Origin of the sequence: Curtobacterium luteum, from assembly GCF_001475545.1 — a bacterium.
GTDB classification, from domain to species: Bacteria; Actinomycetota; Actinomycetes; order Actinomycetales; family Microbacteriaceae; genus Curtobacterium; species Curtobacterium luteum_A.
Window position 1 is genome coordinate 71,036 of sequence record NZ_LDQC01000038.1, and the last position, 24,609, is coordinate 95,644.

Consider the following 24,609-nt stretch of genomic DNA (forward strand, 5'->3'; position numbering starts at 1 on the left):
CCAACCGCGCTCAGTCCGCCCACGTCCAGGTCGCCGGGGGACGCCCGCCCCGCGTGCTCGCCGTCGCCGGGACGGTGGCCCGGACGAGCGCCGGGTTCGTGCGGAGGGAACGGTTCAGGTTGCCCGCGTCCGGGGCGCTGCCGTGCAGCGTCGCGTGCAGCTGCGCCGCCGCCGAGGTCGGGAAGACCTCGCCGAGCAGCGCGCGCGTCAACGGGACGTCGCGCCACAGTCGCGTACGCACCTGGTCGACGGCGGCGGCGACGATCGTGTCGTGGTCGAACGGGAGGCCCGGCTCGGCTCCGTCGACCGGCCGCCACAGCGCGAGCGGTCCGTCCACCGCCGGCGCCACGACCGCCAGGAACGCGATGCTGATCGCGGCGTCCCGCGGGTCACGCGACGGTCCGTCGAAGGCGCCGACCTGCGCGAGGTGCCGGACCGCAGCCGCCTCGATCCCGGTCTTGGTCCGCAGTGCGCGCCCTGCGCCGTCCACGAGGCGTTCCGCAGCGTCCAGGAGCACGCCGGGCAGTGCCTCCCGGCCGGCGAACGGCGCGTACGGCCGACGCGCGGTCGCGACCCGCAGACCGTCCGTCGACGTGAACGACATCGGGACGACGTCGATCGCGATGAGCGGCTGGTCGCGGGCCGCGGATGCGGCGTCGGTCACGCGTCCGACCGGCGGGCGGCGCGGGCGGCCCGTTCCGCGCGGAGCGTGGCCCGGACGTCGGCGAAGGACTGCACGACGGTGAACCGGCCGTCGACCCAGACGGTCTGGAGGAGGCTCGTGGCTTCGTCCTCCGCGCTCGCCTCGTCGGTCTGCCGGATCTCGCCGTCCGCGTCGCGGTGCAGGGCGATCCGTCCCTTCGCGCTCTTCTTGCCGCTCCCGGTCTTCGGGTCCTTCTGGATGTCGACCGGCTCGCCGTCGACGAGCGCCCAGGTCGCCTTCACCGCGCTCCCGAGGTTGTCACGGGTCATGTACTGGTACGTGTACGACCCGATCCCGAGGACGATGTTGTCGCTCGCGTAGCCCTTGGCGGCGAGCCGCTCGTAGATGCGCCGGGCGCGGTCGAGGGTGATGCTGTCGCCGTAGATCACGCCGATGTGCTGGTCGAGGACCTTGAAGCCCTGCTCGTTCACGGTGTGGCCGAACAGGTCGTCGAGGAGCTCGACGACGCCCTTCTCCTCGTGGCTCCGACCGGGGCGGAACAGTTCGTCCTCGGGGACGCCGTGGACGGTGCCCGTGACGATGTCGACCGGGTCGCCCGAGTCGGGGCGGATGACGAGCTTGCCGTCACGGGCCGTGATGCGGTCCTTGAGCTGCGGCAACGTCTCGGTGATCACCTTGAACAGGTCGAAGCCGTCGCTCACCGCGGAGACGATGCCGGTCGGGTAGACGTCGAGGATCTGCTCGAAGGTCTCGAGCTCGCCGTCGGCTCCGCGCACGCACATGACACTGTGCTCGGTCGCCGGGACGCTCGCGCCGACCCAGCCGTTGTCGCCGGGGTAGTAGCGGTCGATGAAGTCGAGCGACGGCATCGAGTCGGTGCCGAGGAACGAGAGCAGGTGTCCGGCGCCGCCAGCGGCCGCTGACTCGATGCTCGACTGCCCCCGGAAGGAGAAGTCGTGGGCGGCGAAGTCGATGCTCGCCGGGTCGGCGCCGGTGCGCGCTGCCCAGTCCTCCATGAGGTCGCGGTACTCGAGTGCCTTCGTCGCGACGGTGGACGGGTGCCAGATCGACGCCGACAGGGCGGTCTCGATGTAGTTCGGGAGCCAGAAGAACTCGTCGATCGTGTTCTCGATGGTCAGCGTCGCGACGCCGATCGGGGCGAGGGTGCCCTCGGGCAGGGCCTTGACGTCGAGCGGCAGGTACCCGAGTCGGTGCAGCGCTCGGACGTGGTCGGTCCCGATGTGGTTCGGGCCGAAGTAGCCCTGCAGCGCCTGCTCGAACAGGTCGGCGACCTCGTCCTCGTCGGCGGCGAAGAACGGCGCCCACGCCTCGACGAGGTGGCGCTGGATGAACGCCTGCAGACCGAACACCACGGCGTGCGTCGACTCCGGCATGTGGCTGTTCGACCGGTTCGTCCAGTTGATGAGGATCCGGGTCGTGCCGGCCGGGTAGACCTGGCGGTGCGAGTGCTTGTAGCCGTCGACGGCGAGGAGCGGCGCGATCGGGCTCGCGGTGGTGATGCGGGGCTCGATGCCCGTCGTGGTGGTGGTCATCGGATCTCCTTCGTGAGGTACGGGCTGAGCGGGACGGTCCGGAGACCGGGGACGGCGTTCTGCGCCGGGTAGCTGTCGGTCGTGACGATCTCGCCGAAGTGCTCGGCGAGCTGTGGGGCGCGGCCGGAGAAGACGCCGTGCGAGACCCAGAGGCCGAGCCGTTCCTTCGGCAGGCCGGTCGACCCGGCGAGGCCCATGAAGGTCCCGCCGCCGTCGCAGATGTCGTCGACGACGAGCAGGCGACCGGTCTCCGGGAGCGGCTCGCAGGAGAAGCCGTCGAGCTTCCCGGTGTCCGGGTTGCGGTGCTTCTCGGCGCGGAAGAGCGGCAGGCCGGCGGTGGTGGCGACCGCGGAGGCGCGGGCGACCGCACCCTTGTCGGGCGCGATGACACCGCTGTAGTCGGATCCGGCGAGCACGGCGTCGCGCACGACCCGCTCGCTCGTGACCACCGTGAGCCGCTCGACCAGTCCGACGATGACCGGCGAGTGCGGGTCGAACGCGATCACCTGGTCGATGTGGAAGCCGTTGAGGACGTCGGCGTAGACCTTCGCGCCGAACGGGAGGCCGCGGTCCTGCCGAGCGCCGGGGAGGTACGGGACGAGCGCGACGGACCGCGCACCCCGCTGCCGGACGGCGTCCGCCCACATGCCGAGCATGAGGAGGTCGTCACCGCTCGTGCCGCGCAGGGTCGCGATCTCGGTGGTCGCCCCCGCGTCGGCGTCGTCCACGACCTTGACGTGCGCCTCACCCGCGGGGAACCGCATGGTGGAGAACGTCGGTGTCGTCGGTGTGCCCTGGGCATCCCAGGTGCTGAGTTCGACTGCCATGACACGACCGTACCACGGTATTTGTCAATACGACAAGTACCTGGTTCCGTGGCGTCTCATCGCCACGAGAACGGCTCGGTCACGGCACGGGGACCTGCACCGAGACGAGTTCACCGTCTCCGAGGTGCACGATCGCCGACCCCGGCTGGACCCGGTCGACCACGGAGCTCCGTGGCAGGCGCATGCCGAGCAGGTCGCCCTCGGTGATCGCCTGCGGGCTGAGGAGCGCGCCCGAACGTGCTCGCTTCATGTCGACCTGCCAGCCCGTGAACCCGACGCCGAACTCGGCGGTCAGCCCCGCTGCGACGATCGCCTGACCGCTGTCCGCCGCGCGCTTCACGAAACCCTGCAGCCACGTCTTCGCCGGTGCGTCCTTGACGAGTTCGGCGTCGTCGATGACGAGCACGCGTCGGCCGGGCTGGTCGTCGAACCACGGCGCGAGGAGGTCGTCCGTGAGGTCGGCGCCCTCGTGTGCGGCGAGCACGCCCGGCTCGGACGCGAGCGAGCGCAGCGGCGACTGCCTCGGCGTGACGAGGACGACCTGGCCGCCGGAGCGCAGGACCGACCGGGTGATCGACAGGAGCACCGAGCTGCGGCCCGACTTCGCCGGACCGCCGATCGCGAACGAACCGGCCCGCGCGAGGTCCGGGCCGATCGCGGCGAGGTCGTCGCCACCGATGCCCACGAGCCCGAAGAGGTCGGCGTCGTCGGTCCGCATCTCCCACGCACGGTCGAACGGCACGGGGCCGCTGAGCTGGTCGACCCGGAACGGTCGACGGGAGCGCTCGACGCTTGCGTCCCGCCCGGTCGCGAAGGTCGCCAGTGCCGTGATGGCGGCGGCCTGCGCCTGACCCGTCCCGGCGGCGGCGAGCAGGGCGATCTGCGTCTCGACGGCGGTCTCCGAGGTGAAGCCCCGACCGTCCGGGATCTGCTCCGGCAGCTTCCGCGGGTTCAGTGCCGCGAGGCCGTAGTCGCCCCGGTCGGACAGACGCAGCACGAGCTTGTCCTCCACCAGGGTGGCCATCCGGCTCGACAGGAGTTGCCGGTCGCCGGTCACGACCAGGTGGATGCCGACGCTGGCGCCCTCGCGGAGCATCGTCATGACCTGGTCGGTCGGTGCGCCGTGGTCGAGTTCGCCGAGCGACCCGACGAACCCCTCCCACCGGTCGAGCATGAACACGATGTGCGGCAGACGGTCGGCCGGAGCGACCGCCGCGGCGCGCTGCTCGACGATGCTCGCGAACCCGCCGTCGGCGAGGACCTGCTGGCGGCGCGCGAGCTCCTGCGTCAGCTTGGCGAGGAGGCGTTGCGCCCGCTCGGTCTGCACGCGCTGGACGACCGCGCCGGCGTGCGGCAACGCCTGGATCGGCAGGAGCGCACCGTTGCCGCAGTCGAGGGCGTACACGTGCACGTCCGCCGCCGAGGTGTTGCGGGCGACGGCCGCAGCGATCGTCCGGAGCACCTGGGACCGTCCGCTGCGCGGTGCACCGACGACGTAGAGGTGACCGTCGGCGTCGAGGTCGAGGCTCCGGACACGCTGTGCTTGTTCGCCCGGGAAGTCCTGGAGGGCGAACGGCAGCGGGTTCACGCGCGCCGAGGTCGTCGAGGGGTCGTCGAGCTCCCACGCGGAGTCGTTCACGTCGGTGAAGAGCAGGGACTCCGGCAGCGCGTCGAGCCACGGACGGTACGGCTCCGGGCCGCCGAGGGTCTCCGCAGCCCCCGCCACCGCGGCGACGAGGTCTTGGAGGTCCGTCCGGTCGTCGTCGGAACGGTCCTCGGACTTCGGCGGAGCGGGCGGCGGGGTGCCGAGCGAGGACCAGGACACCGAGCCTGCCCACACCGCGCGTCGCCGGTTCGACGTCGTGCCGGGACGGCGGCCGCCGACCCGCCCGGACTGGAACGGCAGCAGGGCTCCAGCACCGAGACGGATGTACCCACGGCCGGGTGTGCTCTTCTGGATCTGCGCGGCGTCACCGGCGTCGATGACGTCGGTGCTCTCGCTCGAGTCCGTCACGCGCAGCGCGATCCGCAGGTTCGTGTTCGCTCGGATGTCGTTCGACACCACGCCCGTCGGGCGCTGCGTGGCGAGGATGAGGTGGATGCCGAGCGAGCGCCCGCGCTGGGCGATGTTCACGAGACCGGTGACGAAGTCCGGGAGCTCCCGCACCAGGCTGGCGAACTCGTCGATGACGATGAGCAGCCTCGGCATCGGGGGCAACGGCTCGCCCCGGCCGAGGCGCTCGACGTAGTCCTCGATGTCCTTCGCGGCGGCTTCGGCGAGCAGGTGCTCGCGGCGGCGCAGCTCGGCCCCGAGCGACTCGAGCGCGCGCTCGACGAGGTGCGTGTCGAGGTCGGTGACCATCCCGACCGTGTGCGGGAGCGGTGCGAAGTCACGGAAGGCAGCACCACCCTTGTAGTCGATGAGGACGAAGTTCATCCCCTCCGGCGTGTTCGTGGCCGCGAGCGAGGCGACGATCGTCTGCAGGAGCTCGGACTTGCCCGAGCCGGTCGTGCCGGCGACGAGCCCGTGCGGGCCGTCCCTGCGCAGGTCGAACGCGAACGGCCCGTCCAGGCTCTCGCCGATGACGACCTCGGTCGTGCGGGGCCGGACGCCCCACTTGCCGGTGATCGCTCTCGCCGTCGGGGGTTCGAGCAGCATGACGTCGAGCAGGCGCGAGGACGTCGGGAGCCCGCCGGCATCGCTCTCGTCGTCGGCGTCGACCATCGGCGCGATCGCCCGGGCGACCGACTCGAGCCAGCCGTCCGGCACCCGGTCGGGACGGACGTCGGTGATCGTCGCCTGCCGCTGGGCGGCCACCCGAATGCGCTCGGGACCCACCGTCACGACGACCGAGCACTCCTCGGGCAGCAGCCGGGCCTCTTCCTCGATGCAGATCGCCCGCACACCGACCGCCGGACCTTCCTTGAGGATCCGGATGAGCCCAGGCAGGGCGCGGAGTCGTCGGGCACCGTCCAGCACCACGACCACGTCGGGACCGGCGACGACCCGCGCGCCGGACTCCCGCAGCGTGCGCTGCCGCGAGTCGATCACCTGCCCCAGTTCCGCCACGCGAGCGCCGAGCGTCTCGGCGTCGTTGCCGATCGCGATGACGGCGTCCTGCCCGAAGCCCGGGCGGGCCTGCGGAACCCAGCGGAGCCACGCCCATTCGGCCGAAGACTGCGCGTCGGTCAACACGACGAACTGTGTGTCCCGGGGGCTCTGCAGCACGGCGAGCTGCGCGACGAGCCACGACGTGAGGTGCTTCGTGTGCTCCTCGCGCCCGGCGACACCGACGACACCGCTCTCGGCGAGGTCGACGACCACGGGGACGTCCTCGGCCAGCTTGTCCACCGCCCGACGGTGCTCGAGCGCCGCGGGGTCCTCGAGCACCACACCGGACGGTACGTCCGCGGTCCCGACGCGCAGCGTCAGGTAGTCGGGGTCGGTCCGCCGACGCTCCCACAGCCGGGCGCGACGCCGCAGGGCGATGTCGAGCACCGTCGCCGGGTCGGGCGCGCTGGTACGGGACTCGCGTTGGTACCGAGCCACTGCCTCCAGGGCGTCCGCCTCGACCGCCCTCTTCGTCTCCTCGTACTCGGCCACCCGCTGCCGGTGCGTCTTCTTGCCGTTCCGGCGGTCCCACCAGGCGTTGCCGAACATGATGATCGGCGACATGAGGCCGAAGGCCAGGTAGGCGACGTTGTGGAAGATCGAGATCATCACGGCCGCCATGCCGAGCGGCGCCAGCGCCGCGATGATCGGGATCGATCGACGCGACTGCTGCCCCGGTGCCGCCGGCAGCTTGAAGACCGTCGGGGTCTCCTCCGGCAGCAGGCGCGGCGGTCGCGTGTAGTCGAGGGTCCCGCCGCCCGGCGTCAGCGTGATCGCAGCGCGGTCGGCATCGGGAACCGCGACGGCCAGGAGCGTGTCGCCGATCGCGACGACGACACCCGGTTCGACCGGGGTCTCGACGTCGACCTCCGCGCCGTCGACGAGGACGCGCGAGCCCTTCGTCGGGATGATCGTGAAGCGGCGGTTGAGGTCGAGCCGCAGGACCGCCGCGTACTCCGGTGCCGTCCGGTCCGGCAGGTGCACCGTCGCGTCCGGCGCCGACCCGACGTGCGCGATCCCCGCGTCGAGCACCACGACGGTGCCGGCACCCGGGCCGCCGACGATGCGGACGCTGGGCAGGTCGGCCGGGAGGGGCAGGACCGGTGCGGGCGCGCCGAACGTCAGCCGGGCACCTTCGAGCAGGACACCGTCGCCGAGGCGGGCGTGCGGCGTCGTCGGTACCGCGTCGACCGCCACCTCGACGATGGACTCGGCGCTCAGCCCGAACCGGCGCGCGACGATCTCGACGACCTCGCCGAGGACGGTGTCCTCGTCGCACTCCACCACGAAGTCGGCGGTGGCGTCGGTCGGCAGGTGGGTCGCGGTGAACGTCAGGCGCACGCGGCACCTGCCACGTGGTGGGTCCTGGTCGTCGCGGAGCACCCCGTCGAGGCCCCCCGCAGCGTCGTGCTGCCGCTCATGGGTCGATTCTCGCAGGTTCCCGCGTCGTGCAGGCCGGGTTGCGTTCGGCTTGTGGACGGGCGGGCGGACTGGAGGCGCGGTGCAGGGGAGATGGTCGGCTCACCCACTCGCGCGGTGGCGGTCTGGAGGAGCCAGGTCACTATCCTTCGTGCTGTGCACGACGCCCCACCCGAGATCCTCGAGTTCAGTCCGGTGCAACTGTCCAGGTGGCGGATCATCTTCGGAGGTCTGGGGCCGACAGCGCTCTGCTCGGTGATCGGCGGGATCGTCGTGCTCTTTCCCGGCGCTCGTGAGACAGCGTTCGTCTGGGCTGCTTTCGCGGCGCTCTACACGGTCATGGTCTGGCCGTCGATCGTGCTCGTCATGTGGCACCGCAGGGTCGCGACGATCCGGATCACCGACGATTCGGTCGAGTTCCGAGGAATCGTCCGGCGCCGACTCCTCCCGCGGGACGAGGACCTTCGCTGCCTTCGCTCGGCGTTCGACAACTGGCCCGCCAACGAGATCCTCTTCATCGTCCATGGTGGCCGCAGGCGTCGTCGGATCAGGATCGACTCCTGGAACTGGACCACGCCGAGGATCCGCGAGATCAGCGGCGTGCTTCGTGCTCGGACGCGGTTACCGAGCAAGGGGAAGAAGATCGAGCAACTCGTACCGGGTGCCACCCGTTACTGGGAGCGGTCCATCGTGAAGCTCTTCGCGCTCATCTTCGCGGGGTGTTTGTTGGCGATCATCGCGGTCGTCATCGTGTTCGGGGTCATCTTCCCGATGGGGTGACACCGCACCGCGCAGCGTCTGGACATCTGTCCCGACGGGTCCTCATCGTCCGCCAAGCGATCGACGGGATGACCGCAGGTGGCGGCTCCCGACGTTGACGCCGACGACCAGTGCGAATGCCCACACGAGGTATCGGATGAGCCACGCGGTCGGTCCGTCCCAGTTGCCCGTGTCGTACTTGCCTCCTGGGAGGAGTGAGACGCCGACACCGATCGCGAGCACGATCACCGTGTCGCGGGCGAATGCGGCCCAGCGGCGTACGGGTGTGAGGGGACGTCGTCGTGTCACGGCTTCCTTGGTGGTGCGGTTGTCGTCATTGTCGTCATTGTCGTCATTGGGAGTCCGGAGTGAGCACCAGCCCGAGCGCGAACTGATCCGCGTCCGACCTTTCGGTGGCTCCCGGCCAGCGTCGTTGCCCGAGCAACGCCGCGGCGAGCGGTCTGACCCAACGCATGGAGATGTCCTACGCGAGCCCGAATGACGACGGCACGACCGCCAAGTCGTGGCCATCGTGATCGATCCGGATCATCTCGAGCACGACTGTCTGCGAGTGGATCTGCGACCTTGTCTGACCATCGACGTGATCGAGTTCGAGTCCCGTCACGCGCGCTCCGTTCTCGGTTGCCCGGGCGATTCCGCGATCGTCGAGGAAGACATGAGGCGGTCGAGGGAAGAGCGGATCCGCGGTTCCATCGCGTTATACCTTCCCCTCCCTCAGCGCATCCGCCGACCGGGCTGCCGAGACCGTCGTCTGAGATGACGGCTGCCGACGAGAATCGCGATGCACAACGTCACCGCCCACTCGACGTACCGGACTGTCCAAGCGGTTGCGCCGGCCCATGGGCCGAGATCGTACTTGCCGGGGAGCAACGACACACCGACTCCGATCACCGCAATGATCATCGCGTCTCGGAAGAACGCCTTCCATCGCCCTGCTCGGGTCATGCTGCGCGAAGCGCCTGGGCCAGGTTCTCGATGTCGGGCTGCAGGTCTTCGAGGTACTCGGGCGGGACTTCGACTCGGAGCTGCACTGCGAGGTCTCCCACGGGGAAGGACGCGACCCACCCTGCCGAGCTGCCGCGCCGTTCGAGTGGCGCTCGGAGCCCTTCGACCCCAGGTGCGATGGTCGATGGCTCCGGAGCCCCGACCGTCACATCCTGGCTGTCTCCTGGGCCGACGAACTCCTCGAGTCGTTCGTCGAGGCTTGGACCTGCCTCGGCCCATCGCACTCGGACCATGAGGACTTCATCCGGGAGTTCGGCGAGATGCACGAAGTACTGCTCGACGGGCGACGAGATCTGAGCGACAGATCCGAGCAGCGTCTGCAAGAACATCTGCTTCGGGTGTGGGCTGAAGAGGCGTCCTGGAAGGAGGTCACGAACCGTCGGCTGCGCCCACTTCATGATCTTCTTCGTCGTCAGACCGCCCAGATCATTGGGGATCGGCAGCCATGCTTCCGCCGTTCCCGGGGCTGAAATGTGCATCGGGCTCCTTCATTTCGGTACGACGGCCGCTGGACCACCGTATTGCAGCCTGAGCGCGGACACGAAACGGTCGACGGGATCGGCGAGTTCGGTGAGTCGGGTCAGATCGGTGTCCGCGTACGACACTCGGACCACGATCCCGGCGACGTCGAAGGCGTACGTCACGACCCCGGTGAGTGTCCGGTCTTCCGCTGCGACGAGGAACCGGACCGAACGGACGCCCGAACCGAGCGCCGCGGTCTCGAAATCCTCGAGCACTGGTGGTTCGACGGCGGCCGGGTCGGTTGCGCCGACGACTTCGGCAAGATCAGCGGGGGCACGGTCTCGTTCGACAGCCAGGACCCGGACGATGGCGAGATCGGCTGTCAGGGAGGGGAGGTAAAGGGCGCGAAGCTCCGAGTCCGGTGTCGACGCTGCGATGACTGCGAGGGACATGGCCAGCCACTCCGCTGCCTGTGGTCGCCCGGCGGTACGCTCTCGCGCTGTCGAGGCAGCCCACTCGTGGAGCTCGTGGGCGGTGCCGAACGATGCTTTACCAGGAGGAATGATCCATTCGCTGCCGACGTCCCCGATCATCACGCCGCTGGCGACCTGGCTCACCATGCTTCGCGTGCCTCCGCGGGAGGGACAACGGCTCCGGTGTGATCGACCCATCGGAACGTGCCGAGCATCGCGTCGAACAGATCCGACAAAGCATGGACGACGTTGCGCTCGGACTCGGCTCCCGGACGATCACCACTGGTGTCGGCCACGACGTTTAAGACCAGGGCGAGCACGAATGCATCCTGCCCCGGCACCTGCAGAAGTGCTGTCTCCCGCGCCAGCACCTCGGCGCTGTCCTCGACCGCTCGTTCCGACTCCCCGAGCGTCGTGCTCACGACGCCGACAGAGCCGCCGATCGACCGAACTCGGGCTCCGTCCCTCGTGAGTCGCGCGAGGAGCAGTTCCTCCACGCCGTGGTCGTCGGACGGCACGACCTCGACGCGCGCGACCGTGATGCTGGCGGCGATCGCAGTCCCTGGCAGGGGGCCCTGTGTCATGAACGTGTCGAGTAAGCGGCCGTTCGGATCACTCGCGAGGGCGGTGTCGAAGAGGGAGCCGATCGACGCTCTCCAGGAGTTGTCGGCAGTGTCCTCGACGACCGAACTGATGACGCCGAGCATGCTTGCCCGGTCGCCGATCGGGATGTGGACCCAGCCCGCAGGTACGGCCATCGCGTACGACGATATGTCCTGTGCGGCGATTACCACGAGGCGCCGATCGGCAAGGTGGTCCTCCGTGCCAGCGAGTTCCATGCCGGTACGTAGTCCTTGAGCCAGCCTGCGCCGTCGAGACCCATGCCGGTCCATCCGAGACCCGTGCCGGTGCGGATCCAGAACTGCAACCGCTCGACTGCCTCGACACTCTGTCCGGCTGCACCGACGCGCGAGCGGGCAATCCACTGCGCCATCTGGGCGATGTCCTCATCGCCCGCTGCCGCGAAGCGGTACCAGGGCCGGATCCCCTCAGCTGCGACGCGGTCGAAACTGCGGTTCACCCGGACGACTGCGTTGGCGACGTCGTCACCGCCGCGAACCAGACCCCCCACCCGCGACATACCGACCTCGGCTGTCGCGGCTCGTCCAGCGGACACGGCGAGCTTCCCCGCGCCGAACGTTGCGAGACCCACGAGGTCGAGTCCGACATCCGCCCAGGAGCCGGTTCCGGCGGCCGCCTTCGCGGTGTCGCCGACCGTCGCTGCCGCCATGAGGATCAGCGCAGCTGCCCCGAGCCAAGAGGTGAGCGGGAAGAGGAGCGCCGCGATCGCGAGGACCGTTCCTGCGAACTGGACGACCTTGAGGACCACTGAGATCCACTCGTCGTTGTCCTTCATCCACTGCTTGAAGTTGTCCCAGGCGCTGTCGTCCAGGCCGTCATCAACGCTGTCGTCGATCTTCGCGATCGCGCGTTGGGCCGCGGTCTGGAGTCCCTCGACCGCGGATTGCATCTGGCTCGCCGCGCGCGCAGCATCCGCCCGGGCACTCTCCGCTCGGCCGCGCTGCGTGTCCGAAAGCGTCTGGTACTCCTGCTGCTGATCCGGGTCGGCGGAGGAGTTGGCGAGTTCCTGGTATCGATCCTGCGATCGGGTGGAGGACTGGGCCTCGGTCTCGCTCTGATCGTGCAAGCGGCTGGCAGCTGACGCCTCGTCGATCGCGGCCGAAAGCGCTCCTGCGTACTCGTCCAGCGCGTCGCCCGTGCCGGAGTAACGACCTTCGGCACGGCCGAGCTTGTCGGCGAGATCCCCGGCCTTCTTGAGGAAGGCCGTGACCGCCTTGCTCTCCGAGCCGGATCCGTCGAGTCGTCGCAACGTGCTCGCAGCACCGCTGATCGCCGAGGCCACCTGGTGGTACTGGCGCGCCATGGCCTGAACCGCGCTCGGGTCGCCGGACGGACCCGCTACGAGCGCACTCACTTCTCACCCGCGATGGACTTCACGAGTTCGGCCTCCGAGTCGTCGAACGCGTTGTCGATGTTGAGCGCCAACTTGGCGAGCTTCTCGATCGACTCGCTGAGTTCACGGCGGTGGCTGTCCCACCCCGAGGAGAAGGACCGGATCCGCCTGGCGAGCTCGGCATGGCCGACTGCATCGGCTGCGTCTCCCGAATGCTGATCCGCGTTGTCGAATTCGTGCTTCACCGCACTGAGGTCGCTCCAGAGCGACTCCATCTTCGCGCCTTGGTAGCGCAGTGTTCCGCCTGCCACTGTTTTCTTCTTCCCCCGGTTCACGCTCGTGCTGCATGCTTCGCCGCCCCTGCGGCGAGAGCGGTGGCCGGCACCCGAGAGCGCCGGCCACCGTCGTGCAGCGCCTGACTAGCCGATGCTCGACGCGAGCTGCTCGTCCGTGGACTCGAGCGTGTTCGCGGCGCTCTCGAGGAAGCCGGCCATGCCGTCGATCGCCTGGATCGTCTGCGTCGCGCCGGAGTTGAACTCCGAGTACGTCGCGTCGAACGCCTTCGACGACTTGTCGGTGACGTAGCCCGAGGACACGAGGTTGTCGATCTGGCTCTTGAGCTGGCTCAGCTGGTCCTCGATGGCCTTCTGGCCGTTGCGGAGCTGCGAAGCCTGGTTGCGGAGATCGTCGTAGGTGACGTTGACGTTTGCCATGTGCATACCCTCCCGATGCGGTATTTGATGTACCGGGAGCCCCCCGGCCGACTCGACGATACTGGATTCCGTTGCATCTCGCAGCAGTTGGGGACAAGAACCAGAACGAGGGGTACACCGTGGCACGACGCCGGAAGGACGAAGGGACGCCGGAACGACCGGTCGTCACGCACGCCGAGGTCGAACGCGACCGGCAGGCCGGACACCTCTCCCGCGCGTGGGTCCTCCCGACCGCTCCGGTGTCCGACCACGAGCCCGACGCGGTGGTGCACACCGAGCCGCCGCTGCCGACGATCGGGGTGGTGCCGAGGCTGGTCCTCGAGGTCGCGCCGGGCAACGTCGTCCCGCTGGACCAGCCGATGGTCCTCGGTCGCAAGGTTGCCACCGCCCCTGGCCGGCGGGCGGTGCTGCTCGACGATCCCGGCCGCTCGGTCTCGCGCGAGCACGCGGCGATCCGTCCGACGGGTGACGGCGGCCTCGTGGTCGAGGACCTCGGGTCGGCCAACGGCACAGTGGTGGTCCGGGCCTCCGGCGCGCAGGAGCCGAGCGTCGGCGGCGCTCAGGTGGTGGCACGCCCCGGCGACGTGGTCATGGTCGGCGACTACGCGGTCCGGGTGCTCGCCGGCTGACGCCGACCCGGCGGACGCAGGCCCGGCGGAGGCAGGCCCGGCTGACGCCGGCCTGCGGACCGGCGAGGCCGGCCGACGAGCGGCGGGACCGCGCCAGCGCAGCCCCTCAGCGCCCGTGACGCTCGGCAGCCCGCCGCATCGCCCGCACCAGCAGCGGGCCCGGCAGCCGCAGGAGCCACCCGGGCACCAGCCCACGAACGGTGCGGAGGACCCGCACGGCCCGCTCGTACCGCCGCTGCTCCCGAGGCCCCCACGCGAAGCCGTAGTCCGAACGCAGGCGATCCGGCAGCATGCCCACGGTCACGATCCGGACGAGCGGCATCGCCACCCGCACCCACCACGGCGCGAACCGCGGATGCAGGAGGTCCCGCACGACACCGCGGGCGTCCTCGGTGACGATCAGCTGGTCGAGCGTCTCCGCCCAGTAGCGGTCGAACGCGGCCACGGACCCCGGCCAGCGCGACGGCGGCACCCGGAGCGCGGTCCCGATCGGCGCGTACGCCTGCAGGACCTCCTCGGCCCGTGCGGCGAACACGTCCGACCCGAACGCCGCGTGTGCCCGCCGCGCCGAATCGAACAGGGTCGCGGCGACCCAGAGCTGCCGGTCCACATCGTCGGCACCGGCGACGGGCACGTGCGCGCGGTCCACGAAGGAGGCCGCGATCGCCGCGTCCTCCGGGGTGCCCGACACCACCGCGAAGACGAACGACAGGGTGTGCGCGAGCCGCTGCTGCGGCCTCCGCGCGAAGTCGGAGTGGCGGCGGACGCCCGCCGCGACCACGGGGTCCGCGATCTGCAGCAGGATGGCGCGACCGCCGGCCGCGACCGGCGTGCTGTCCGCGAGCAGGTGGCGGAACGCACGGTCGCGACCAGACGCCGGACGGGAGGCACGGTGCGGGTCGTGCACTGCGCCTCCCGTCCGCGGAGCGCGCGTCGACCGCCCAGCGCCCGTCGAGCGCCCGGCGCCCGTCGACCGCTCAGCGGTCACGTCGTGCCCGCCGCTGCCGTGCACGAGGCGAGACGTCGATCCAGATTGCCGCGCCGAGCGCAACGACGCCGACGGCGGTCGCCGCGACGACGAAGGCCGTGCTGCCGACGTCGCCGCGTGCGGCGGAGAGCAGTGCCGCGACCGTCCAGATCGCGGGGAGCGGCCACAGCACGCCCGAGCCCGCGACGATCGCGGCGAGGACGCCGGCGGCGAGCAGCACGATCCAGCCGGCGTTGCCGGCCGTGCAGGCGGGCCCGGACGTCTGCGGCCCGCAGGCGGTCACGCCGGAGCGGACGCCGAGTGTGGCCGCAGCCGCGATCAACAGCAGGCCGGCCACCGACACCAGCCGTGCTGCGCCGGGTTGGCGGCGCAGGCGCTGCTGGAGTCGGGAGATCACGCCCCGATGCTAGTCAGCGCCGGTGTCAGAGCGGCTTGGTGCCGAGGTCGTTCCCGAGGTCGGGGTGGTCCTCGTCGCCGTCGTGCTCCCACAGGTCCGGGGCCTCTTCGCGCTCGGCGCCGCCGGTCGGGCCGGACGCGGTCCCGTCGCCGGGCTGCGGCTCGACGGTCTCGCCGCCGACCGCGTCGTTCGTCACGGTCTCGAGTGCTTCCTCGCGGTCATCGACCTCGTGCGGGCCGGTGTGCTCGGTGTCCACGTCGTCGTCACGGAAGCCCTCCGTGTCGGGGCCGTCGTTCGGGGTGGTGCCGGGGTCGCTCATGGGGTTCCTCTCGTTCGTGGGTGTCCTGTCTACGCGCCGCGGCTCGGCGGACACGAAGCGGACGCCTACGCGGACACGAAGCGGACGTCGCCGTGGTCGTCGCCCGACGCGCCGTCGAGCCCGAGCTGCTGCGCAAGACCCTGCTCGTCGGTCGCACCCCAGCGCTCGACGATCTTGCCGTCGCGGAACTTCGCGACCTGGATGCCGCGGACCTCGAACGACTTCCCGGTCGGCTCGTGTCCCTGGAACGGCCCGGTGTGGGTGCCGCGGATCGTGAACACCGCGGTGACGAAGTCGTCCGTGACGACCAGCGGGTCCGGGGTGAGCTCGAGGTCCGGGAAGGCCGTCGTGAAGTCCTGCCAGAAGTCGACGATGCCGGCGAGCCCGGGGGCCTGGCCCGGCGCCGGGTCGTGGTCGACGACGTCCTCGGCCCAGACCTCGCCGAAGCGGTCGAAGGCGCGGTCCTGGATGATGCCGCCGAGGCGCTCCTGCGCGGCCTGGTTGGCGTCGGTGCTCATGTGGTGTTCCTCTCGTCGTAGTCTTCCTGCGTACGCGTCGGGGGTCGGAGGAACAGGACGGTCCGGGGGACGGGTGTCCGCTGCGCGCACCGGACCGGCCTGGAGGCACGGGGAGCGACCCGGGTTCGGGTCGCGTTCACCCGATGGCCACCTCCGCGACACGACGTCGGTGCATGCTCTGGCGTGCTCGGGGGAGTGGAGCGCGGTCGCCGACGGGTGGTCGAGCGACCGCGCCTTCCCCCGTGGGACCGCCGACGTACCGTCTGCCCGGCGTGCAGCGCCGAGGTCAGACGCGCTCGAGCAGGTGCCGCCCCTCGACGTCGGCCAGCGAGAGCGTCCGGTAGCCGGCGGCGTCGAAGAACACCGTCACGCGGTCGTCCTCGGTGCTCATCACGGTGCCGCGCCCCCACTCGGCGTGCTCGACGATCGACTCGGGCGGCCAGGTGTCGTCGTGTGCCCCGTCCACACCGTGCGCGGCGTCCTCGTACGCGGTGCCCGACGTGCAGGTGTCGCAGTTGCCGCACGGCTCGGCGAGCTCGTCGCCGAAGTAGCCGAGGAGGAACTGCCGTCGGCAGCCGAGGGTCTCCGCGAACCGGCGCATCATCGCGATGCGGGACTGCTCGACCTCCTGGCGCTGGTCGGCCCGCTCCGAGGCCGTCTTCGCCGCCGCTGCCGCGGTCGTGGGCCCGCCGTCGACCCGTGAGAGGCCGTCGGGTCCGTCGTCGAGCGCGCCCGCCTCGACGAGGGTGTTCGCGGCGCGGGCAGCCGTGCGCGACGACAGCCCCGAGGCGTCCGCGAGGGCCGAGCGGGGGACCGCCCCGGTCGCGGGCACGGCGTCGAACACGGCGCGGAGCGAGGCGGGCTTCGGCGTACCCGAGGCGAAGAACCGGCGGAGCCCGAGGTCCTCGGACCGGTAGTGCAGCGTCGCCGTGGCCGGCTGGCCGTCGCGCCCGGCGCGACCGATCTCCTGGTAGTGGGCGTCGACGGACTCGGCGACGTCGGCGTGCAGGACGAAGCGGACGTCGGGCTTGTCGATGCCCATGCCGAACGCGCTCGTCGCCACGACCACGTCGAGCTCCCCGTCGTGGAACGCCTGCAGCACGGCCTCCCGGTCCCGTACCCGCATGCCGGCGTGGTACGGCCGGGCGTCCTTGCCGCGGGCACGGAGGGCGTCGGCGTACTCGTCGGTCTCGCGCCGGGTGGCGACGTAGACGATGCCGGTCCCGGTCGCCGCCGCGGCCTGCTCGACGACGGCGGCGCGCTTGTCGTCGGCGTCGGCGTACCGCTCGACCTCGATCCGGATGCCCGGGCGGTCGAACCCCGCCGCGAGGACGACCGGGTCCCGCATGCCGAGGCGCGCGGTGATGTCGTCGCGGACCGGTGCCGAACCGGTGGCGGTGAGGGCGAGCACCGGAGGACGCCCGAGGCGCTCGGCAGCCTCGCCGAGTGCGAGGTACGCGGGCCGGAAGTCGTGCCCCCACGACGACACGCAGTGCGCCTCGTCGACGGTCAGGAGCGCGACGCCGGCGTCGGCGAGGCGTTCGACGACCTCGTCCTTGGCGAGCTGCTCCGGGGCGAGGAACACGTAGCGGACGTCCCCGGCGGCGATGGCGTCCCACGCGTCGGCGACGTCGGAGGGAGAGGCGGTCGCGTTGATCGCCACGCCGGGCGGCGCGTCCGGGTGTGCCCGCAGCCCGACGACCTGGTCCTGCTGGAGCGACACCAGCGGCGAGACCACGATCACCAGGCCGTCCAGGGCGAGGCCGGCAACCTGGTAGATCGCGGACTTCCCCGAGCCGGTCGGCATCAGGGCGAGGGCGTCGCGACCTCGGAGCACCGCGTCGATCACGGTGGCCTGCGCGTCGCGCAGGTCCCAGCCGAAGACGTCGGCGGCGCGGGTTCGGAGTTCGTCGTGCACCCGATCACCATGGTCCGCTGCCCCTGGGCGCCTGTCCGGCGGTGCGCCCTGTGGATGGCGCCCTGCGGAGGCGACCCGTGCCTCCAGGCCGATCGCGCACCGCGCGTCCCGCGCGACGGCTCCGGCGCGCACCGCGCGTCCACCTGCCGGCGCTAGGCTGACCGGCGGCCGTTGTCTCGACATCGAGCGACCCTCGATGTGGAGTGTGGCAACCAGGTGACCGATGCCGATCGCACGGAACGTGCGGGAAGAAGAACAGCGTGGATCTTTTCGAGTACCAGGCCAGGGACCTCTTCGAGTCCTACGGCGTCCCCGTCCTGCAGGGGATCATCGCCGACACCCCCGAGGAGGCGAAGGCAGCGGCCGAGAAGATCGGCGGCGTGGTCGTCGTCAAGGCGCAGGTGAAGGTCGGCGGTCGCGGCAAGGCCGGCGGCGTCAAGGTCGCGAAGACCCCGGACGAGGCCCACGAGCACGCGAAGGCGATCCTCGGCCTCGACATCAAGGGCCACACCGTCCAGCGCGTGATGATCGCCCAGGGCGCCGACATCGCCGAGGAGTTCTACTTCTCGGTGCTGCTCGACCGGGCGAACCGCTCGTACCTGAGCCTCGTCAGCGTCGAGGGCGGCATGGAGATCGAGCAGCTCGCGGTCGAGAAGCCCGAGGCCCTCGCCCGTGTCGAGGTGAACCCGCTGACCGGCATCGACAAGGAGGCCGCGCTCGCGATCGCGCGGCAGGCGAACTTCCCCGCCGAGCTCCAGGACCAGGTCGCGGACGTCTTCGTGAAGCTCTACGACGTCTTCGCCGGCGAGGACGCCACCCTGGTCGAGGTCAACCCGCTCGTCCGCACCGGCGACGGGCAGATCCTCGCCCTCGACGGCAAGGTCTCGCTCGACGAGAACGCCGACTTCCGCCACGAGCAGCACAAGGAGCTCGAGGACACCGCCAGCGAGGACCCGCTCGAGGCCAAGGCGAAGCAGCACGGCCTCAACTACGTCAAGCTCGACGGCGAGGTCGGGGTCATCGGCAACGGCGCCGGACTCGTCATGTCGACGCTCGACGTCGTCGCCTACGCCGGTGAGCGCCACGGCGGCGTGAAGCCCGCGAACTTCCTCGACATCGGCGGCGGCGCCTCGGCCGAGGTCATGGCCAACGGACTCGACGTCATCCTCGGCGACGAGCAGGTCAAGAGCGTCTTCGTGAACGTCTTCGGCGGCATCACCGCGTGCGACGCCGTCGCGAACGGCATCGTCGCCGCGCTCGGGATCCTCGGCGACTCGGCCACCAAGCCGCTCGTCGTGCGCCTCGACGGCAACAACGTGGAAGAGGGTCGTCGGATCCTGGCGGAGGCGGCGCACCCGCTCGTCACCGTCGCCGCGACCATGGACGATGCGGCCGAGAAGGCCGCCGAGCTCGCCGCGGCCGCGGCGTAAGGAGCCTGCAGAACAATGTCGATCTTCCTCAACAAGGACTCCAAGGTCATCGTCCAGGGCATCACCGGCGGTGAGGGCACCAAGCACACCGCGCTCATGCTCAAGGCCGGTACCCAGGTCGTCGGCGGCGTGAACGCCCGCAAGGCCGGCACGACCGTCACGCACGGCGACGTCGAACTCCCCGTCTTCGGCTCCGTCCGCGAAGCCGTCGACACCACCGGCGCCGACGTCTCGATCGTCTTCGTCCCGCCGGCGTTCGCGAAGGACGCCGTGATGGAGGCCATCGACGCCGAGGTCCCGCTCGTCGTCGTCATCACCGAGGGCATCCCCGTGCAGGACTCCGCGGAGTTCTGGGCGCACGCCAAGGCACTCGGCGGGAAGACCCGCATCATCGGCCCGAACTGCCCCGGCATCATCACTCCGGGTGAGTCCCTCGTCGGCATCACGCCGGCGACGATCACCGGCAAGGGCCCGATCGGCCTCGTCTCGAAGTCCGGCACGCTGACCTACCAGATGATGTACGAGCTGCGTGACCTCGGCTTCTCGACCGCCATCGGCATCGGCGGCGACCCGGTCATCGGCACGACGCACATCGACGCGCTCGCCGCGTTCGAGGCCGACCCCGAGACCGAGGCGATCGTGATGATCGGCGAGATCGGTGGTGACGCCGAGGAGCGTGCGGCCGACTACATCAAGGCGCACGTCACGAAGCCCGTCGTCGGCTACGTGGCCGGCTTCACCGCACCGGAGGGCAAGACCATGGGGCACGCGGGTGCGATCGTGTCCGGCTCCGCGGGGACGGCCGAGGCGAAGAAGCAGGCGCTCGAGGCGGCCGGCGTCAAGGTCGGCAAGACGCCGTCCGAGACGGCCGCGCTCCTGCGCGAGATGGTCGCCGCCGCCAAGGCGTAGCGGCGTCGTCGGACTTCGCGTCCGGACAGACGGACGGGAGGCACGGTGCGGGTTCGCGCCGCGCCTCCCGTCGTTCGTGCCCCGCGGCACGTACCCTGGCCCGGATGAACCGCCTGGGAACCGCCGTGCTCGCCGCGATCGAGGGGATCGTGACGGTCGGTGTCGGCGTCGGGATCGCACTCGTGCCGCTCACCCTGCTCTGGGGGTTCGAGTACGGGCTGCAGGTCGACTGGGACGTGTTCTGGAAGGCGAGCGGCAGCGTCTGGCTCGTCGGACACGGGGTCGACGTCACCTTCCTGCTCGGCGCAGCGGCCGCGAAGGCGTCCGGCGTGAGCGGAGCTTCTGCGCCGATGCACGTCACGCTCGCCGCGCTCGGGTTCGCGATCGTCACCGCCTGGCTCGGGGCCCGTGCCGGTCGCCGCTTCGCCGAGACCGCCCACCGGACCACGGGCGTGCTCGTCGGCACCGCGGTCGTCGCCCTGCTCGGTCTCGCGATCGCGCTGTCGTCGACCTCCGCCGCGACGGACCCGAGTGTCTGGCAGGCGGTCGTGTTCCCGGCGCTCTGGTTCGGGATCCCGGCCTTCGTCGCCTCCGAGGTGTGCCGCGTGCGCCGGATGCTCCCGGCGGACGCAGTGTCGCAGCGGGCGATCGACCTCGTGGAGCGGGTCCCCGCCACCTGGCGAGCGATCGCCGGCTTCGGCCTCCGAGCCGGCACCGCCGCGACGGCCGCGGTCGTCGCCGTCGCCGGACTCGTGGTGACGGTCCTGCTCTTCACGTCCTTCGCCGAGGTCATCACCCTGTACGAACGGTCGCACGCCGGGGTCGTGGGCGGCATCGCCCTGACGGTCGGGCAGCTCGCGTTCCTGCCGGACCTCGTCGGGTGGGCCACCGCCTGGCTCGTCGGACCCGGGTTCGCGATCGGTACGGGGTCGAGCGTCTCCCCGATCCAGACGGCCCTCGGCCCCATCCCGGGCATCCCCGTGTTCGGCGCGCTGCCGGCGTCCGGGCACACCTTCGGGCTGGTCTGGGTGCTCGTGCCCGTCGTCGCCGGGTTCGCGGTCGCCGGACTCCTGCGCCCCCGGCTCGTCCGGGCCCTCGGCAGCGCCGACTCCGCGCTGTACCGGGCGCTCGGCGGTGTCGCGACCGGGCTCGTGGCCGGCGTGCTCACCGGTGCCGTCGCGTGGGTGTCGTCGGGGTCGCTCGGGCCGGGACGGCTCGCCGACGTCGGGCCGCACGCGCTCGTCGTCGGGGCGTTCGCGGCGCTCGAGGTCGGGGTACCGGCCGTCGTCGCGCTCGCCGTCGGCAGCGACCTGGTCCGACTCCCGGAGCGCCGCGAGCGCTGGACCGAGGTCGACCAGGACGACGCCGACGCAGTGGGCGCTGAGGGGTCGCTGCTCGACGCGCTCGACCGGGCGGGGGCGGGGCGGACCACGGGTGTCCACCGCTTCGTCGTCGAGGAGGTCCACGACCCGCACGCCACGCGCACCACCGGCGCGGCAGTGCCGGACAGACCGGACACCGGGACCACCACCGGCACGGCAGTGCCCGCGACCTCGGACACCGGGACCGCCACCGGCGCGGTCACCGAGCCGATCACCCGGCGCGCCGCCGAGGAACCGGACAGCTCCCCGATGCCGGACGCCCACGCACCCGACGAGGACGTCGAGCTCCCCGAGTGGGCGCGCACCGACGTCGTCGCGTCCGACCGCGTCGATCGCACCTCCGACGACGAGCGCGGACACCCGACCCGTGCCGCCCTGGGCAGTGTGCGGGACCGCCTGCGCAGCGCAGCTGACGGGGTGCGCGGCGGTGTCCGGGACCGCGCGGCAGCGGTCCGCGACCGGATCGGCGGCGAGCGCGTCGACGAGGCGCCCACGCCCCTGCCGACCGCCCCGGGCACCGAGCAGCAGCCCGCGTTCCCGTGGAGCACGGAGGAGTTCGTCGCCGGACACCACGACGACACGGAAGCGGTCGACGACGCCAGCCCGGCCGACGCCACTCCGCACGACGCCACCCGGGCCGACCGCACCGAACCCGGACGCGCTCCGCACAGCACCCGGCGCGCCGACGGCACCTCCTCCCGCCCGGACTGGGACCACACCGACCAGATCCCCGAGGACGAGCTGCCGTGGTGGCGCAAGCCGAAGTCGACGGAGTAGCACGCCCGAGCGCCCCGGTAGGCTGGACCCCGTGCTCGAACTGGTCGTCCTGATCTCCGGTACCGGGTCAAACCTGCGGGCGCTGCTCGAGGCGACCACGGACGCCGAGTACCCCGCCCGCGTCGTCGCGATCGGGGCCGACCGTGACGCCGAGGGCCTCGGGCTCGGCGAGGAGTTCTCGATCCCGACCTTCACGGTCCCGTACTCCCGGTACGCGAGCCGTGCGGAGTGGGGCGCTGCGCTCGCCGAACAGATCCGTCCGTGGACACCCGATCTGCTCGTGCTCTCGGGCCTGATGCGCCTGCTGCCGCCGGCCGTCGTCGCGGAGTTCTCCCCGATGATCATCAACACCCACCCCGCGTACCTGCCTGAGTTCCCCGGCGCCCACGGCGTGCGGGACGCACTCGCCGCCGGTGTCACCGAGACCGGCGCGAGCGTCATCGCGGTCGACGACGGCGTCGACTCCGGGCCGATCCTCGCGCAGGAGCGCGTCCCGGTGCTGCCGGGCGACTCGGAGTCGACGCTGCACGACCGCATCAAGCCGGTCGAGCGTCGCCTGCTCATCCAGACCGTCCTCGACATCGCCAACGGCACGACCGACCTGAAGGGCCCCTCGAACGCATGAGCGTGCACGCCGCCGACCCCAGCCTGTACCGCGACCGAGACGTGGTGCCCGTGCGCCGCGCGCTCATCTCGGTCTCCGACAAGTCCGGCCTGCTCGAGCTGGCCGGCGCGCTCGCCGAGTCCGGCGTCGAGATCGTCTCGACGGGATCGACCGCGCAGACGATCCGTGACGCTGGGTTCGCCGTCACCGACGTCGCGAGCGTGACGGGCTTCCCGGAGTCGCTCGACGGCCGCGTGAAGACCCTGCACCCCTCCGTGCACGCTGGGCTCCTCGCCGACCTCCGCCTGGAGTCGCACGAGCAGCAGCTCGCCGAGCTCGGCATCGAGGCCTTCCAGCTCGTGGTCGTGAACCTCTACCCGTTCGTCGAGACGGTCGCGTCCGGTGCGGACACCGCCACCGTGGTCGAGAACGTCGACATCGGCGGCCCGGCGATGGTCCGCGCGTCGGCGAAGAACCACCCGAACGTCGCGATCGTCGTCTCGCCGTCGTCCTACGCCGAGGTCGTCGAGGCCGTCCGTGCCGGTGGCACGACGCTCGAGCTCCGGAAGCGCCTGGCGGCGCAGGCGTTCGCGCACACCGCGGCCTACGACACGGCGGTGGCCTCCTACTTCGCGACGGACGTCATCGCGTCCGCGAAGACCGACGGCGACGACCGGGAGGCCCGTGCGGACTTCCCGGAGCACCTCACGGTCGACGCGGGGCTGGCCAGCACCCTCCGCTACGGCGAGAACGCGCACCAGCGCGCGGCGCTCTACCGCTCCGAGCACGGCACCGGCATCGCCCAGGCGACGCAGCTGCACGGCAAGGAGATGTCGTACAACAACTACGTCGACGCCGACGCGGCCGTCCGCGCCGCCTACGACTTCACCGAGCCGGCCGTCGCGATCATCAAGCACGCGAACCCCTGCGGCATCGCGGTCGCCCCGACGGACGCGTCCGACCCGATCGCGTCCGCCCACGCCGCGGCACACGCCTGCGACCCGCTGTCCGCGTTCGGCGGCGTCATCGCGGCCAACCGCCCGGTGACGCTCGGGATGGCCGAGACCGTCGCCGACATCTTCACCGAGGTCGTCGTCGCCCCGGCGTTCGACCCCGAGGCACTCGAGGTCCTCTCCCGCAAGAAGAACATCCGCCTCGTGCAGCTGCCCGCCGACTTCGCACTCGCCCCGCAGGAGGTCAAGCAGGTCTCCGGCGGCTTCCTCGTGCAGGACGCCGACCGCTTCGACGGCTTCGACCAGTCGACGTGGACCCTCGTGTCGGGCGAGCCCGCGGACGAGCAGACCCTCGCCGACCTCGCGTTCGCGTGGAAGGCGTGCCGTGCGGTGAAGTCGAACGCGATCCTGCTGGCGAACGCCGGCGCGAGCGTCGGTGTCGGCATGGGCCAGGTCAACCGGGTCGACTCGTGCCACCTCGCGGTCAGCCGTGCCGGTGAGCGCGCCGCCGGGTCGGTCGCGGCGTCCGACGCGTTCTTCCCCTTCGCCGACGGCCTGCAGGTGCTGCTCGACGCCGGGGTCCGCGCGGTCGCCCAGCCCGGCGGCAGCGTCCGCGACGACGAGGTCATCGCCGCCGCGAAGGCAGCCGGCGTCACGATGTACCTCACGGGCGAGCGGCACTTCTTCCACTGAGTCCATCAACCCGGAGCGTTCGGCAAACACGGAAAACGCTTGCGCGCCACGTTCGACTGTGAATAGTCTGTAAGGCTCCGCGACAGGCACGCCGACGACCCAGCAGGAC

General features: G+C 71.3%; 22 protein-coding genes. 7 read left to right on the forward strand and 15 right to left on the reverse strand.

Going from position 1 to position 24,609, the window contains the following annotated elements; all coding sequences use genetic code 11:
• Nucleotides 1-10: 10 nt before the first annotated feature.
• The 4 genes from NS184_RS07190 to NS184_RS07205 form a co-directional block, all read right to left on the reverse strand.
• Complete coding sequence (locus NS184_RS07190; protein WP_058725435.1) at nucleotides 11-664, reverse strand: NUDIX hydrolase; 654 nt, start codon at nucleotides 662-664, stop codon at nucleotides 11-13.
• Nucleotides 661-2,217, reverse strand: coding sequence for a nicotinate phosphoribosyltransferase (locus tag NS184_RS07195; RefSeq protein WP_058725436.1), 1,557 nt, complete (start codon nucleotides 2,215-2,217; stop codon nucleotides 661-663). Before NS184_RS07195 ends, NS184_RS07190 begins: the two co-directional genes overlap by 4 nt.
• A complete protein-coding gene (locus tag NS184_RS07200) occupies nucleotides 2,214-3,044 on the reverse strand; it encodes a phosphoribosyltransferase family protein (RefSeq protein ID WP_058725437.1) in 831 nt (276 codons plus the stop codon). Before NS184_RS07200 ends, NS184_RS07195 begins: the two co-directional genes overlap by 4 nt.
• Nucleotides 3,045-3,123: 79 nt before the next feature.
• Nucleotides 3,124-7,497: an FtsK/SpoIIIE domain-containing protein gene (locus NS184_RS07205; protein WP_083513526.1), complete on the reverse strand. Its 4,374-nt coding sequence runs from the start codon at nucleotides 7,495-7,497 to the stop codon at nucleotides 3,124-3,126.
• Between the two features lie 234 nt (nucleotides 7,498-7,731).
• Between NS184_RS07205 and NS184_RS07210 the strand changes: the two genes are divergently transcribed.
• Entirely contained in the window at nucleotides 7,732-8,355 is a 624-nt protein-coding gene (locus NS184_RS07210; RefSeq protein ID WP_152998101.1) for a hypothetical protein, read from the forward strand.
• Between the two features lie 941 nt (nucleotides 8,356-9,296).
• Here NS184_RS07210 and NS184_RS07220 read toward each other — a convergent pair.
• The 6 genes from NS184_RS07220 to NS184_RS07245 form a co-directional block, all read right to left on the reverse strand.
• A complete protein-coding gene (locus NS184_RS07220) occupies nucleotides 9,297-9,839 on the reverse strand; it encodes a hypothetical protein (RefSeq protein ID WP_152998102.1) in 543 nt (180 codons plus the stop codon).
• A 9-nt stretch (nucleotides 9,840-9,848) separates the two neighbouring features.
• The gene (locus tag NS184_RS17760; protein WP_152998103.1) at nucleotides 9,849-10,442 is read right to left on the reverse strand and encodes a hypothetical protein; all 594 of its coding nucleotides are present in this window, start codon (nucleotides 10,440-10,442) and stop codon (nucleotides 9,849-9,851) included.
• Nucleotides 10,436-11,134: a hypothetical protein gene (locus NS184_RS07230; protein WP_058725442.1), complete on the reverse strand. Its 699-nt coding sequence runs from the start codon at nucleotides 11,132-11,134 to the stop codon at nucleotides 10,436-10,438. Before NS184_RS07230 ends, NS184_RS17760 begins: the two co-directional genes overlap by 7 nt.
• On the reverse strand, nucleotides 11,083-12,291 hold the full coding sequence (locus tag NS184_RS07235) for a putative T7SS-secreted protein (protein ID WP_345969007.1): 1,209 nt from the start codon (nucleotides 12,289-12,291) through the stop codon (nucleotides 11,083-11,085). Before NS184_RS07235 ends, NS184_RS07230 begins: the two co-directional genes overlap by 52 nt.
• Nucleotides 12,288-12,605, reverse strand: coding sequence for a hypothetical protein (locus NS184_RS07240; RefSeq protein ID WP_152998104.1), 318 nt, complete (start codon nucleotides 12,603-12,605; stop codon nucleotides 12,288-12,290). Before NS184_RS07240 ends, NS184_RS07235 begins: the two co-directional genes overlap by 4 nt.
• 84 nt (nucleotides 12,606-12,689) lie before the next feature.
• Complete coding sequence (locus tag NS184_RS07245; RefSeq protein WP_058725445.1) at nucleotides 12,690-12,983, reverse strand: WXG100 family type VII secretion target; 294 nt, start codon at nucleotides 12,981-12,983, stop codon at nucleotides 12,690-12,692.
• Between the two features lie 119 nt (nucleotides 12,984-13,102).
• Here NS184_RS07245 and NS184_RS07250 point away from each other — a divergent pair, with 119 nt between their 5' ends.
• Nucleotides 13,103-13,612, forward strand: a complete 510-nt coding sequence (locus NS184_RS07250; protein ID WP_058725446.1) for an FHA domain-containing protein — start codon at nucleotides 13,103-13,105, stop codon at nucleotides 13,610-13,612.
• 106 nt (nucleotides 13,613-13,718) lie between these two features.
• Here NS184_RS07250 and NS184_RS07255 read toward each other — a convergent pair whose 3' ends face one another.
• From NS184_RS07255 to NS184_RS07275, 5 genes are all read right to left on the reverse strand, one after another.
• A complete protein-coding gene (locus NS184_RS07255) occupies nucleotides 13,719-14,519 on the reverse strand; it encodes an oxygenase MpaB family protein (protein ID WP_193750418.1) in 801 nt (266 codons plus the stop codon).
• Nucleotides 14,520-14,589: 70 nt separating this feature from the next.
• Nucleotides 14,590-14,997, reverse strand: coding sequence for a hypothetical protein (locus tag NS184_RS07260; protein WP_152998105.1), 408 nt, complete (start codon nucleotides 14,995-14,997; stop codon nucleotides 14,590-14,592).
• A 25-nt stretch (nucleotides 14,998-15,022) separates the two neighbouring features.
• Nucleotides 15,023-15,316 (reverse strand): hypothetical protein, encoded by a 294-nt coding sequence (locus NS184_RS07265; protein WP_058725449.1) that lies wholly within the window; start codon nucleotides 15,314-15,316, stop codon nucleotides 15,023-15,025.
• A gap of 65 nt (nucleotides 15,317-15,381) precedes the next feature.
• Nucleotides 15,382-15,834: an ester cyclase gene (locus NS184_RS07270; protein WP_058725450.1), complete on the reverse strand. Its 453-nt coding sequence runs from the start codon at nucleotides 15,832-15,834 to the stop codon at nucleotides 15,382-15,384.
• 286 nt (nucleotides 15,835-16,120) lie between these two features.
• Nucleotides 16,121-17,752, reverse strand: coding sequence for a RecQ family ATP-dependent DNA helicase (locus NS184_RS07275; protein WP_058725451.1), 1,632 nt, complete (start codon nucleotides 17,750-17,752; stop codon nucleotides 16,121-16,123).
• Nucleotides 17,753-18,012: 260 nt separating this feature from the next.
• Between NS184_RS07275 and sucC the strand changes: the two genes are divergently transcribed.
• The 5 genes from sucC to purH all read left to right on the forward strand — a co-directional run bounded on the left by sucC (nucleotide 18,013) and on the right by purH (nucleotide 24,500).
• Complete coding sequence (gene sucC / locus NS184_RS07280; RefSeq protein WP_058725452.1) at nucleotides 18,013-19,182, forward strand: ADP-forming succinate--CoA ligase subunit beta; 1,170 nt, start codon at nucleotides 18,013-18,015, stop codon at nucleotides 19,180-19,182.
• A gap of 15 nt (nucleotides 19,183-19,197) precedes the next feature.
• On the forward strand, nucleotides 19,198-20,091 hold the full coding sequence (sucD, locus tag NS184_RS07285; protein WP_058725453.1) for a succinate--CoA ligase subunit alpha: 894 nt from the start codon (nucleotides 19,198-19,200) through the stop codon (nucleotides 20,089-20,091).
• Nucleotides 20,092-20,195: 104 nt separating this feature from the next.
• Nucleotides 20,196-22,250 carry a cell division protein PerM gene (locus tag NS184_RS07290; RefSeq protein WP_058725454.1) on the forward strand — a complete coding sequence of 685 codons (2,055 nt, stop codon included), beginning with the start codon at nucleotides 20,196-20,198 and terminating at the stop codon, nucleotides 22,248-22,250.
• A gap of 31 nt (nucleotides 22,251-22,281) precedes the next feature.
• A complete protein-coding gene (purN, locus tag NS184_RS07295) occupies nucleotides 22,282-22,875 on the forward strand; it encodes a phosphoribosylglycinamide formyltransferase (protein ID WP_058725455.1) in 594 nt (197 codons plus the stop codon).
• A complete protein-coding gene (gene purH, locus NS184_RS07300) occupies nucleotides 22,872-24,500 on the forward strand; it encodes a bifunctional phosphoribosylaminoimidazolecarboxamide formyltransferase/IMP cyclohydrolase (RefSeq protein ID WP_058725456.1) in 1,629 nt (542 codons plus the stop codon). The genes purN and purH overlap by 4 nt, the downstream gene beginning before the upstream one ends.
• Nucleotides 24,501-24,609 lie beyond the last annotated feature (109 nt).

Bases quoted from the DNA above. Each gene is read 5' to 3' on its own strand.
- NS184_RS07290 (WP_058725454.1), top strand. From the start codon at position 20,196: ATGAACCGCCTGGGAACCGCCGTGCTCGCCGCGATCGAGGGGATCGTG.
- NS184_RS07220 (WP_152998102.1), bottom strand. From the start codon at position 9,839: ATGCACATTTCAGCCCCGGGAACGGCGGAAGCATGGCTGCCGATCCCC.
- NS184_RS07245 (WP_058725445.1), bottom strand. From the start codon at position 12,983: ATGGCAAACGTCAACGTCACCTACGACGATCTCCGCAACCAGGCTTCG.
- NS184_RS07270 (WP_058725450.1), bottom strand. From the start codon at position 15,834: ATGAGCACCGACGCCAACCAGGCCGCGCAGGAGCGCCTCGGCGGCATC.
- NS184_RS07200 (WP_058725437.1), bottom strand. From the start codon at position 3,044: ATGGCAGTCGAACTCAGCACCTGGGATGCCCAGGGCACACCGACGACA.
- NS184_RS07265 (WP_058725449.1), bottom strand. From the start codon at position 15,316: ATGAGCGACCCCGGCACCACCCCGAACGACGGCCCCGACACGGAGGGC.
- sucD (WP_058725453.1), top strand. From the start codon at position 19,198: ATGTCGATCTTCCTCAACAAGGACTCCAAGGTCATCGTCCAGGGCATC.
- NS184_RS07230 (WP_058725442.1), bottom strand. From the start codon at position 11,134: ATGGAACTCGCTGGCACGGAGGACCACCTTGCCGATCGGCGCCTCGTG.
- NS184_RS17760 (WP_152998103.1), bottom strand. From the start codon at position 10,442: ATGGTGAGCCAGGTCGCCAGCGGCGTGATGATCGGGGACGTCGGCAGC.
- purH (WP_058725456.1), top strand. From the start codon at position 22,872: ATGAGCGTGCACGCCGCCGACCCCAGCCTGTACCGCGACCGAGACGTG.
- NS184_RS07195 (WP_058725436.1), bottom strand. From the start codon at position 2,217: ATGACCACCACCACGACGGGCATCGAGCCCCGCATCACCACCGCGAGC.